Source organism: Rhizobium sp. 21-4511-3d (genome assembly GCF_053522545.1).
Genome location: NZ_JBNWCF010000006.1, coordinates 280,666 through 292,423, shown reverse-complemented (window position 1 = coordinate 292,423; position 11,758 = coordinate 280,666). Strand labels below are relative to the sequence as shown.

At 64.9% G+C, this 11,758-nt stretch carries 11 protein-coding genes; 4 read left to right on the top strand and 7 right to left on the bottom strand.

The genetic code is table 11. The features are described from left to right. Positions 1-44: 44 nt before the first annotated feature. The 4 genes from ACQZ5H_RS15840 to ACQZ5H_RS15825 all read right to left on the bottom strand — a co-directional run bounded on the left by ACQZ5H_RS15840 (position 45) and on the right by ACQZ5H_RS15825 (position 3,945). A complete protein-coding gene (locus ACQZ5H_RS15840; RefSeq protein ID WP_207225185.1) occupies positions 45-1,013 on the bottom strand; it encodes a tripartite tricarboxylate transporter substrate binding protein in 969 nt (322 codons plus the stop codon). Between the two features lie 58 nt (positions 1,014-1,071). Beyond that, a complete protein-coding gene (locus tag ACQZ5H_RS15835; protein ID WP_449098306.1) occupies positions 1,072-2,505 on the bottom strand; it encodes an MmgE/PrpD family protein in 1,434 nt (477 codons plus the stop codon). A gap of 18 nt (positions 2,506-2,523) precedes the next feature. Then, a complete protein-coding gene (locus tag ACQZ5H_RS15830; protein WP_449098305.1) occupies positions 2,524-3,195 on the bottom strand; it encodes an FCD domain-containing protein in 672 nt (223 codons plus the stop codon). Between the two features lie 150 nt (positions 3,196-3,345). Continuing rightward, positions 3,346-3,945 (bottom strand): IMPACT family protein, encoded by a 600-nt coding sequence (locus tag ACQZ5H_RS15825; RefSeq protein WP_449098304.1) that lies wholly within the window; start codon positions 3,943-3,945, stop codon positions 3,346-3,348. Between the two features lie 132 nt (positions 3,946-4,077). On the opposite strand from ACQZ5H_RS15825, the gene ACQZ5H_RS15820 reads away from it, so the two are divergent. The 4 genes from ACQZ5H_RS15820 to nadC all read left to right on the top strand — a co-directional run bounded on the left by ACQZ5H_RS15820 (position 4,078) and on the right by nadC (position 8,404). Beyond that, positions 4,078-4,974 carry an NUDIX hydrolase gene (locus ACQZ5H_RS15820; RefSeq protein WP_449098303.1) on the top strand — a complete coding sequence of 299 codons (897 nt, stop codon included), beginning with the start codon at positions 4,078-4,080 and terminating at the stop codon, positions 4,972-4,974. A gap of 67 nt (positions 4,975-5,041) precedes the next feature. Next, the gene (gene nadA / locus ACQZ5H_RS15815) at positions 5,042-6,013 is read left to right on the top strand and encodes a quinolinate synthase NadA (RefSeq protein WP_449098302.1); all 972 of its coding nucleotides are present in this window, start codon (positions 5,042-5,044) and stop codon (positions 6,011-6,013) included. Continuing rightward, a complete protein-coding gene (locus tag ACQZ5H_RS15810; RefSeq protein ID WP_449098301.1) occupies positions 6,010-7,548 on the top strand; it encodes an L-aspartate oxidase in 1,539 nt (512 codons plus the stop codon). Before nadA ends, ACQZ5H_RS15810 begins: the two co-directional genes overlap by 4 nt. A 1-nt stretch (position 7,549) precedes the next feature. Next, positions 7,550-8,404: a carboxylating nicotinate-nucleotide diphosphorylase gene (gene nadC, locus ACQZ5H_RS15805; protein WP_449098300.1), complete on the top strand. Its 855-nt coding sequence runs from the start codon at positions 7,550-7,552 to the stop codon at positions 8,402-8,404. Position 8,405: 1 nt separating this feature from the next. Here nadC and ACQZ5H_RS15800 read toward each other — a convergent pair whose 3' ends face one another. From ACQZ5H_RS15800 to ACQZ5H_RS15790, 3 genes are read right to left on the bottom strand one after another with little or no spacing between them, the layout of a single operon-like run. Continuing rightward, on the bottom strand, positions 8,406-9,044 hold the full coding sequence (locus ACQZ5H_RS15800) for an Isoquinoline 1-oxidoreductase subunit (protein ID WP_449098299.1): 639 nt from the start codon (positions 9,042-9,044) through the stop codon (positions 8,406-8,408). A 1-nt stretch (position 9,045) separates the two neighbouring features. Beyond that, the gene (locus ACQZ5H_RS15795; protein WP_449098298.1) at positions 9,046-11,202 is read right to left on the bottom strand and encodes a molybdopterin cofactor-binding domain-containing protein; all 2,157 of its coding nucleotides are present in this window, start codon (positions 11,200-11,202) and stop codon (positions 9,046-9,048) included. 4 nt (positions 11,203-11,206) lie between these two features. Beyond that, on the bottom strand, positions 11,207-11,662 hold the full coding sequence (locus ACQZ5H_RS15790) for a (2Fe-2S)-binding protein (protein ID WP_413712307.1): 456 nt from the start codon (positions 11,660-11,662) through the stop codon (positions 11,207-11,209). Positions 11,663-11,758 lie beyond the last annotated feature (96 nt).

Genomic DNA, 11,758 nt, shown 5'->3' with positions numbered 1-11,758 from the left:
GCTCCGGAACCGCGGGCCGCGCGGTTCCGGCATGTCGCGGCCGGTTACTTGATCGCGCCGGTCGACTTCAGGAAGTCTTCGGTGGTGGTCGCGAAGGTGTTGACGAAATCGGGATATTCCTTGTGGCCGATCGGCTTGGCGACGAGCACTTCTTCGGAGTAGGCCTTCTTGTAATCTGGGTCTTCGAGCAGTTGCTTGACGGCTTCGTCCCAAATCGCAGCAGTCTCATCCGGAATGCCCTTCGGGCCCGCGAGGCCACGGAATTTCACGAGCGAGACGTCGTAGCCGAGTTCCTTGACGGTCGGGACATCAGGCTTGTCGGCGATGCGTTCCGGATTGAAGGTGGCGAGAAGCACGATCTTGCCGGCGTCGAGCTGCGAGCGCAGTTCCTGGATTTCGCCGATGCCGATGTCGAGCGTGCCGTTCAGCACGTTGAGCATCATGTCGCCGCCGCCTTCATGAGTGACGATCGCGGGCGTGACGCCTGCGGCGCGCTTCAGCTGTTCGGCCGCCTGGCGTTCCAGCGAGGCCGGGTTTGCAGCGCCCCAGCGGCCACGCTCCTTCTTGGCGTGATCGATGACGTCCTTCAGCGACTTGTAGGGGCCGTCGGCGCGAGTGAATATCACTTCGCTGTCGAGGAAGAAGTTCACGAGCGGCTGCATGTCCTTGTAGGTCGACTGCGGCTTGCTCATCAGCGAGGTGTAGATATAGGTCGGCGTCGTCGCGTAGAAGACGCTGCCATCGGCAGGAGCCGCAGCGACGCGCGCCATGGCCTTCGCACCGCTGCCGCCCTGGACGTTTTCGACGACGAAGGTGGCGTTGATGTACTTGCCGAGATATTTCGACATCTCGCGAAGGAAGACGTCGCTGCCGCCGCCCGGGCTCGAATGCGTCACCAGGGTGACGACCTTGACCGGATAGGCCGCCGGCTCTGCGAGAGCCGGCGTTGCGGACAGCAGTGCCAGAGCGGCGAGCCCGGAAACTGCTGTTCCAATCATCTTGATCATGCTCATTTCTCTCTCCCACTAGTTCACCGCCTCTCCCAGGGCGGTGTTGCCTCAAAAAATCAGATCATTCCGCAGCAAGGCCCCCGGCGGCTGCGCCGTCACCGCTGATCAGCGCCATCAGGCGCTTGATGTCGGCGCCCTTGTCGATGCCGCGGACCAGGCGGAGCAGTTCGGCCTGGTCGCTATCGCTGATGACGCCCTCGGCGCACATTAGGAACTTGGCGCCCAGATCGGTATCGTTGATCGGGTTGGACGGGCCGCCGCGATAGCGCTCGTCTGCCCACTGCACGAGGGTGCGGCCGTCCTTGGTGGCGACCTCGATGCGCGAGCGGATCTTGTCGTAGCCCTGCGCGTCGATCTCGAGATCGTTGATGACTTCGGTGCGCGCCTGCAGATCCTGCATCGCCTCTCCGGCGACGAAGGCGTCCTCGAACTCATGATGGCTGGCGCGGCGGCAAAGCGCGATCATGGCGAGCAGCGCCGGCATCGAGAACTTCGCCTGCAGATGGTTCTTGGCGATCGGATAGCGGATCGGCTCGATGATGTTCTTGCCGGCGAAGAAGCGGATGCGATTGATCTGCTCCGGCTTGAGATCGTGATCGAGCACCAGCTTCAGCATCGCGTCCATCGACTGATGGGTGAGGATGCCCGACGGATAGGGCTTGATGCTGACGCCGGGGCTGACGATCGTCAGCGGCGACGCAAAGCCCTGCTTGGCCTTTTCTTCGTCGAAGCCTTCGCCCATTACCGAGAAGAAGCCCCAGGTGCCGTCAAGTGCCGCCGGATCGGCTTCGAAGCCGCGGGCGGCGAGAAGCGCGGCAGTGATGCCGTTTTCGCAGGCGCGGCCGACATGCAGCGGCTTGGTCATCGTGCCGAAATTGACGCGGATGCCGGCGGCGAAGCTGGCAGCGAGGCCGAGCGTATGGGCAAGCTGCGCACCCTTGAGGCCGAGCAGCTTGGCGGCAGCAGCAGCCGCACCGAAGGTGCCGACGGTGCCGCTCGTGTGGTGGCCGCGGCGGTAGTGGCGCGGCTTCATCCATTCGGAAATCTTGCATTCGACCTCGAAGCCGACCTGGAAGGCCAGCATGATGTCACGGCCGTCGACATTGCCAAGCTCGCTGGCTACGATCAGCGCAGCTGTCAGCGGCGGCACGGAAGGATGGGTGAGCAGGCCGTAAACGTGGGCCGGATCGTGCGAGACCTGCGTGTCGTCCCAGTCATGCGCATGACCCGACGTGCCCCAGGCGCGGCCGGCGATCGCGGCCGGAACCTTCTTCGTGCCGGCGCCCGGCAGCGGAGCATCGCCGCGGCCGCCCTGGGCCAGCGCATCCTCGATCAGGATACGGACGGAGGATTCCTGGCTGCCTGCGAGATAGAGGCCAACCGTATCGACCATGCAGCGGCGGCCGATGGCAAGGGCTTCTTCGGGCAGGTCGGCATAGGTCGTCTGCTCGATGAAACGGATGGCCTGAGCCGTGATGTCGGATATGCTGGTCACGCGTGGTGTCTCCCTGTTTTACTTATGTGTCGCGACGGTCGCCATCAGCCGCAGCCGGGCGGAGTCGACATGTCTGGTATGAGCCGCCAGCGCCCTTTGCGGGTCGCGGGCGATCACCGCCGTCGCCATCTCGTGATGTTCGAGATGCGAGGCATGCAAGGAATCGCCGAGCATCAGGTTGCGGGCGCGGTAGAGCCGCAGCTGCTTGACAAGGCCGAGATATTGCTGGGCAAGCGTCGGGTTTCCGGCGTTGCGGACGATGAATTCGTGGAAGGCGAAATTGAGCTTCACATAGGCTTCGAAATCATCGGCCGCGACCGCCTTGTCCATGTCGGCGATGAATGTCTTGACCCGGCCGATGCCTTCGTCGGTGATGCGCTCGGCCAGCAGCTTTCCGGCAAGGCCGAACAGTGCGGCACGGACCTCATAGACGTCGCAGGCCTGCTCGGCGCTGAGCTCGCGGACGAAGAAGCCGCGGTTCGGCACCTGCTCGACGAGGCCGGAGGAATCCATCGAGCGCAGCGCCTCGCGGATCGGGCCGCGGCTGATGCCGAAGCGCAGCGCCAGTTCCTTCTCGTTGATCCGGTCGCCGGGACCGAACTCACCGCTCAGGATGACGCGCTCGATCTCCTGCTCCAGCACCATGGGCAGGGACTGCGACCGCAAGATCTCGACAGCGCTCAGAACCATTCAACTCTCCTCTTGAGGCAAGACTTCACATGCAGAATGTAAATTGTCAACAATTTAATGTCGATCAAATCGGCGGCCTGTGGATGGGTCGTGGTAGCGCAGCCAGGGAGGAGGGATGGAAATGAGGGTGCGGCAGAGCCGCGCTCGCCGCTACTCGACGGCGTTGTCGTCGAGCTTCAGCGCGGAGCGGCCACGGGTCAGGTTGGTGATTATCAGAGCGGCGTCTTCGGCGTGCTTCTCGATGATATCGAGCGTCAGCCAGCAGCCTTCGTGGTCGAACTGCTCGGCCATGACGCGGGCCATGCCTGCCGATGCCAGCTTGGCGCGAACGATCTCCAGATCCTGAAAGCTCAGGTGAACGGTCCCGCCGATCGAGGCGACGGTTTCCGCAAGCTCGGCCTCGCGCAGGCAGGCGGCTGCCGTGCCGCCATAAGCGCGAACCAGGCCGCCCGCGCCGAGCAGCACGCCGCCGAACCAGCGGGTGACGATGACGAGGGTCTTGTCGAGCTGGCGACCTTCCATGGCCTGGAAGATCGGCTTTCCGGCTGTGCCCGAGGGCTCGCCGTCATCGCTGAAGCGATAGATGTTGCCGACGCGCCAGGCGTAGCAATTGTGATTGGCGGAAGGGTCGGAGTGCTGCGCGAGTGCCGTTTTTACCGCCGCTTCGCTGTCGACAGGAACGGCGATCGCAAGAAACCGGCTCTTCTTGATCGTTTGCTCAAGGCTGATCTGGTTTTTCAGGACGAACATCTGCGGCGGCGGACCCGGCTGGTTGGCTTGATGCCTAATAGCGCAAAGCTGCGGCAGCCTCCAGCGCCTGTTGGCGAAGCGGCGCGGCTGTGCCAAAAGGATCGAAGTGCCGGATAGCTGAGGGGAATCAACGTGACGATCGGGCTTGCCCATGCCGAACTCATGGCTGTCGTGACGGCCGTGACCGGTGACGAGCCGCGCGTCATGACTGTCCGCTCAGGCGAAGCGCTGCCCTCCGGCCCCTTCGAACTCGGGCATCGCACGCTGCAGAGCGGGCTGCGCGAATGGATCCAGGAGCAGACGGGCCATCCGATCGGCTATCTCGAGCAGCTCTATACATTCGCCGACCGCGACCGGAACAACGACATCCTCGGCGGCCGGACCATTTCGATCAGCTATCTCGGTCTGGTGCGCGAACAGGAGGCGCCGGGCGCCGGGCGGCCTGCCTGGCATGGATGGTACGAGTACCTGCCCTGGGAGGATCATCGTCAGGGCGCTCCCGAGGTGCTCGGCGAAGTCATCGAGAAGCTGCGGCTCTGGGCGGATGCCGAGCCGGCGAGGCGTCATGAGCGGCACCGGCGCGCCGACTTCACTTTCGGTCTCGATGGTGGCGGCTGGAACGAGGATCTGACGCTGCAGCGCTATGAGATGCTCTACGAGGCAAGACTGGTGGCCGAGGCTGGTGGCGCTGACAATTTCGGCCGCCCGATGTTTGCCGATCACCGGCGCATCCTGGCGACCGGCGTTGCCCGCCTGCGCGCCAAGATCAAATATCGCCCTGTCGTTTTCGAGCTGATGCCGGAGAGCTTCACGCTGCTGCAGCTGCAGCGCGCCGTGGAGGCGCTGGCAGGGCTCGGCCTTCACAAGCAGAATTTTCGCCGCCTTATCGAGCAGCAGGAGCTGGTCGAGGAAACCGGCGGCGTGACCAGCGAGACCGGCGGGCGTCCCGCCAAGCTGTTCCGCTTCCGCGAAACCGTTGTCGAGGAGCGCGCCCTCTCTGGATCGAAACTGCCTCTCTCCCGCAATTGACATATACTCAATGTGAGAATATCTATTTGCTCCGTAAATGCTCAAATTGAGCATAAAGGAGATCGCCATGAACCGCCCCGTTTCTGCTTCTTCTCTCTATGAGCGCGTCAGCCGGGTCATTCCCAAGGCCGAATGGATGTCGTTCGAAGACGATGTCGAGGCCATCCTCGAACTGAAGCGCAAGCGCAACGCCGTCATCCTGGCGCATAACTACCAGACGCCGGAAATCTTCCACGGCGTAGCCGATATCGTCGGCGACAGCCTGGCGCTCGCCCGCAAGGCGATCGATGTCGATGCCGACGTGATCGTGCTTGCCGGGGTGCATTTCATGGCCGAGACGGCGAAGCTCCTCAATCCCGCCAAGACGGTGCTGATCCCCGATATGGGTGCCGGCTGCTCGCTGGCGGACTCGATCACGCCAGAGGATGTCGCGCTTCTGCGCCAGGCCCATCCCGGCGTCCCCGTCATTACCTATGTGAACACCTCGGCTGCGGTGAAGGCGGCTTCCGATATCTGCTGCACCTCGGGCAATGCCAAGCAGGTCGTCGAATCCCTCGGTGTTCCCAGGGTGCTGATGATCCCGGACGAATATCTGGCCCGCAACGTCGCCCGCGAGACCAATGTCGAGATCATTGCATGGCACGGCCATTGCGAGGTCCACGAGCTGTTTTCGGCCGACGACGTCAGGCAGTTGCGCGAAAATCACCCCGGCGTCACCGTTCTCGCCCATCCCGAATGCCCGCCGGATGTCGTCGCGGAAGCGGATTTCGCCGGGTCGACGGCTGTCATGTCGGACTATGTCGGCGCGAGGAAGCCGGCGCGCGTCGTGCTGCTCACCGAATGCTCGATGAGCGACAACGTCGCCGTCTATCACCCGGATGTCGAGTTCATCCGCCCCTGCAATCTCTGCCCGCATATGAAGCGGATCACGCTCTCCAACATCCGCACGGCGCTGGAAGAAAACCGCCACGAAGTTACCGTTGACGAGAGCGTGGCGGCTGCCGCCCGTCTCGCCGTTGAGAGGATGCTGGCGATATGAGCGAGATCCTCACTCACCTGGCTGGACGTCCGGTCATTGTCGGCAGCGGGCTTGCCGGCCTGATCGTGGCGCTGACGCTCTCCCCCGCGCCCTCCGTCATCGTCACCCGCAGCGCGCTTGGCGCCGAGACTTCGAGCGCCTGGGCGCAGGGCGGCATTGCCGCGGCCCTCGGCGCGGATGATAGCGTCGGCCTGCATCTTGCCGATACGCTCGCCGCGGGCGACGGCCTCTGTGATGTCGGAGCGGCAGAAAGCATTGTGGCGGACGCTGCGGATACGATCGCAGCGCTGCAACGCTTCGGCGTCCGGTTCGATCGCGACGGCGCGGGCGGCTTGGCGCTTGGCCTGGAAGCAGCGCATTCGCGCCGCCGTATCGTTCATGCGGAAGGCGATGGCTCCGGGGCGGCGATCATCCGGGCGCTTGCCGCTGCGGTGCTCGCCGATCCCGCGATCACGGTCATTGAGGGCGCCGAGGCGCGACGGCTGATCATGGCCGATGGCGCGGTCTGCGGTCTGCTCTGTGCCGGTGCGGGCGGCGATTTCGTGCTGCCGACTTCGCGGGTGCTGCTGGCGACTGGGGGCATTGGCGGTCTCTATGAGGCGACGACCAACCCGGCCGGCAATTTCGGTCAGGGCATTGCGCTTGCGGCCCGCGCCGGCGCCGCGCTCGCCGATATGGAATTCGTGCAGTTTCATCCGACCGCGCTCGACAGCCGCCGCCGGCCGCTGGCGCTGGTCAGCGAAGCCGTGCGCGGCGAGGGCGCCGAGCTGATCAACGAACGGGGCGAGCGGTTCATGGCCGATGTCGCAGGCGCCGAGCTTGCGCCGCGCGATATCGTCGCTCGAGCCATCAGCGCCGAGATCGCCCGCGGCGGCCGCGTCTTCCTTGATGCCCGCCGCGCTCTCGGCACCGGCTTTGCTTCGCGTTTCCCGGTGATTGCCGAGCTCTGCCAGGAGGCGGGCGTCGATCCCGGCCTGCAGCCGATCCCCGTGCGCCCGGCGGTGCACTATCATATGGGCGGCGTTGCCACCGATCTCGACGGTTGCAGCAGCGTTCCGGGCCTGTGGGTCGCGGGCGAGGCGGCATCGACCGGCCTGCACGGCGCCAATCGCCTAGCAAGTAATTCGCTGCTCGAAGCCGCCGTCATGGGCATGCGGGCGGCCCGCAGCATCGCGGGATCCGATGCCGACGGCAGCCTCGCGGCGATCCCCGCCATGCCGGGACGGTCGAACACGGCGCTCGTCCGGCCTATCGTCTCGCGCCATCTCGGCGTGCTGCGCAATGCCGGAGCGATGCATGGCGCGATCGCCGCCCTTCTGCCTCTGGCGGAAGAGGAGGGGCCGGCTTCGGATCCGGCCGTCGTTGCGCTGGCGATCGCTGTCTTCGCAAGCCTGCGCAACGAGTCGCGCGGCGCGCATGCGCGGACTGATTTGCCGCTCAAACATCCGGCCGCCAGACGGCGGACGATGACGTTGGCGCAGGTGCTGGAAAGCGCCCGCGCCGCCACATCCCAGGATTTTGCAAGGAGTGCCTGACATGCCCCTCGTTTCCCTGCCGCGCGTCATCGTCGAGCCGATCGTGCGCAATGCGCTTGCCGAGGATCTCGGGCTTGCCGGAGACATTACCTCGGCCGCCGTCATCCCGGGCGATCATCGCTCGACCGTCGTCATGGCCGCGCGGCAGCCCGGTGTGATTGCCGGTCTCGATGCCGCCGAGCTTGCCTTCCAGCTCGTGGATCCCGCTATTACCATGACCCGGCATGTCAACGATGGCGCTGCCGTCGAGGCCGGGGAGGTGATCGCGACGATCAGCGGCCCATCACGGGGCCTGCTGACCGGCGAGCGCACCGCCCTCAACTTTCTCAGCCATCTCTCGGGCATTGCCACCGTTACCGCATCGATTGCGCGCGCGATTGCCGGAACCAGGGCGTCGGTCGCCTGCACGCGCAAGACCACGCCGGGGCTTCGGGCACTGGAGAAATACGCCGTCCGCGCCGGCGGCGGCATGAACCATCGCTTCGCCCTGCACGACGCGATCCTGATCAAGGACAACCACATCGCCATCGCCGGTGGCACGCGCGAGGCGCTGCGCCGCGCCAAGGCTGCGGGTCACATGGTCAAGATCGAGATCGAGGTCGATACGCTCAGCCAGCTGCGCGAAGTCATGGAAGAGGGCGTGGATGCCGTGCTCCTCGACAATATGGGGCCGGAACAGCTGCGCGAAGCCGTCGGTATCGTCGCCGGGCGGGCGATCACGGAAGCCTCCGGCCGCATCACGCCGGAGACGGCAGCCGCCATCGCCGCTTCAGGCGTCGATCTCATCTCCGTCGGTTGGATCACCCACAGCGCCCCGATCCTCGATATCGGCCTGGATTTCCGCTCGGAAGCCTAAGCTAAGACGGACACTCGGCGCCGGTATCCACCCAGGCGGCGATCAGCGCCGCAAAGGCTTCCTGCGATCCCGGAGGGGCGGTGCGGCCATCGCCCGGATGCCAGGCCCAGCCGACCAGATGGTCCTCGCCCATGTGCCGGATCAGGTCCGCATGCGAGCGGTTGCCGTTGCGGCTGGTGTCCTTCACCTGCTCGCAAATCTGGCCGACCGTCAGGCCCTGCCAGGCCATGCTGGCGGGCGCCAGCTGCCAATGGGCATTGCCGGGGATCGATTTCAGCTTGCTGCCGACGATCGGGCGGTTCTCCGCGCCATGGCAGGTGGCGCAGGCAAGCCCCGCGGGGCCATGCGAGGTCTTTGCGGCGATCATCAGCGGCACATGCGGATGCATGTCCTCGCCCTGCGTCGGGCTGCGGGTTGCCGGATGGCAGTTGATGCAGCGCGGATGGGTCATCACCCGGCTCGCCTCCTCGAAAATCGCCTTGGATCGCGCGGCCTTGTCGGGGATCGTTTCGAAATCGGCGACGGTCTTCAGCGCCCCGTCCGTTGCCGTCTCGGCGTAGGTTTTAATGGCGCCGGTTCCGGCCAGCGTGGTGCCGAAGGCGATGAGGGCGGCGAATGACAAGGTGGTCAGCGGTCTCATCTCACACCCTCCTCAATCCGCCCGGGTCGATCGGCAGTGAGCGCAGCCGTTTCCCGGTCGCGGCAAAGATCGCGTTGAAGAGCGAAGGCGCGACCCCTGGCGTGCCGACCTCGCCGATGCCACCCGGCGTTTCCGAACTCGGGACGATATGCACCTCGATCTTCGGCGTTTCGTGGATGCGCAACACCGGAGAGTCGTCGAAATTGCCCTCGACGACGGCACCGTTCAGAACCGTGATGCGGCCGTAGAGTGCCGCGCTCAGCCCATAGACGATACCGCTCTGGATCTGCGCTTCGACGGTATCCGGGTTGATCACCTGGCCGCAATCAACGGCGCAGATGATGCGTTCCGTCTTGAACGCGCCGTCGTCGTCCACGCTGACTTCTGATATCATCGCCGAGAAGCTGCCGAAATCTTCCGAGAGCGCGATGCCGCGGCCTTTTCCCTTGGGTGGTGCGTTGGTCCAGCCGACCTTTTCGGCGGCGAGATTGAGTGCTGCAAGCAGGCGCGGCTTATGCCCGAGCAGGCGCCGGCGGTATTCCAGCGGGTCGATCCCGGCAATATGGGCGAGTTCATCGATGCCGCCTTCGATCGGCGGGATGTTGCGCGTCGCACCGACGCCGCGCCAGTTGCCGGTCAGCATGCCATCCGGCGCCTCGTGGCGCGCGAAGTCGGTATATTTGTTCGGAATGGCATAGGGCGTTTCCGCGCCGCCCATCTGGTCGAGGTCGATCCCATCGCGGGTGAAGGCCGGAAGCCAGCGGGCCATGACGGAGGGGCCGATGACGCGATGGCGCCAGGAGACCGGCATGCCGTCCGGCCCGAGCGTTGCGGTGACCTTGCTGTAATTGAGATACCGGTAGCAGTCGTGGCGGATATCTTCCTCCCGGCTCCAGGTGACCTTCACCGGGCCGTCGACCTGCTTGGCGATCTTAGCGGCAAGGATGATGCCATCGACATCCAGCCGACGGCCGAAGCCGCCGCCGAGCAGATGATTGTGAACGACGACCTTCTCCACCGGCAGGCCGGTGACCTCGGCAACCGCCTGTCGCGTACGCCCCATCACCTGCGTCCCGACCCAGACGTCGCAGCCATCCTTGCGGACATCGAGCGTGCAGTTCATTGGCTCCATCGCCGTATGGGTCAGGATCGGCAGCCGGTAGATGAATTCGTGAACCGGACCATGTTCGGCTTCCGCCTTGTTGACATCGCCTTCCTTGATATGGGCAATCGCTTCGCCGGAGATCGCGGCATCCATCCGCTGTTCCAGATCGGCGAGGGACACGCTGGCGCTTGGTCCCGCATCCCACTCGATCGACAAGGCAGCAAGGCCCTTGCGCGCCGCGCCGGTATTGTCGGCGACGACGGCGACGGCCTCTTCGATGCGCACGACCTGCTTCACGCCTTTGACGGCAAGCGCCGGCGCATCGTCTACGCTCTTGAGCTTGCCGTTGAAGTGCGGACAGATGGCGATTGCCGCATAGGAGACGCCGTCCGGCCGCGCATCGATGCCGAATTTCGCGGTGCCGTTGACTTTCTCGGGGCTGTCGAGGCGGCGCACCGCCTTGCCGATGATGGCGAAGCTTGAGGCCGGTTTGAGCGGCACATCCTGCGGCACCGGTTGCGAGGCGGCATCGCCAATCAGGTCGCCATAGCTGGCGCTGCGGCCGGTCGCAGTGTGCAGGACTTGCCCGTTTCTGGCTTCGCAGCTTTCCGGATCGACACCCCAGCCGCTGGCGGCGGCATTGACCAGCATGATGCGGGCCGTAGCACCCGCCTTGCGCATCTGATCGTAGACCGCGCGGACCGCCAGCGAGCCGCCGGTGATCTGGTCGCCGAGAAGCGGGTTCGCGTATTTCTCGGGGTCCGCCGGTGCATGCTCGAGAACGGTCTGGTCGAGGCTCACTTCGAGCTCTTCGGCGAGCAGCATGGCGACCGCCGTGTAGATGCCCTGGCCCATCTCGACCGAAGGCATGATCAGCGCGATCTTGCCTTCCGCGGGGATACGGATGAAGGCGTTCGGCTGCAGCGGGAGCGGCGGCGCGTCGGCTGTGAGCGAAGGCCTGACGCCGATCAGCAGGCCCGATGCCGTCAGCGAGGCGCCGATCAGGAAATGGCGGCGCGAGAGAGCGGGATTGATCTTGTCGAGGAGAGACATCGCATCACGCCTCCGCCGCCAGCTTGATCGCCGCGCGGATGCGCGGATAGGTGCCGCATCGACAGATATTGCCGGCCATGACGGCGTCTATGTCGTCATCGGTCGGCTTCGGATTGGCGGCGAGCAGCGCCGTTGCCGACATGATCTGCCCGGACTGACAGTAGCCGCATTGCACGACATCGATGTCGAGCCAGGCCTTCTGGATCCGGGCACCAGCCTCGGTGTTGCCGATCGCCTCGATCGTCGTCACCTGCTTGCTGGCAGCCTCCGCCACCGGCATGACGCAGGAGCGCATCGGCACGCCATCGACATGCACGGTGCAGGCGCCACACATGGCGATGCCGCAGCCGAACTTCGTGCCGGTCAGGCCTATCGTGTCACGCAGAACCCATAAAAGCGGAATGTCACCATCGACATCAACAGCATATGTCTTGCCGTTGACCATAAGATCGTAGGTCATGTGAGCTTCGGCTGAAAGCCGCCCCCAACGAACATTCAGTGGCGCGAAAGGTAGAGGAGGGGCGCTTGTACGGCAAGTAATCGAGATGGGCTAATC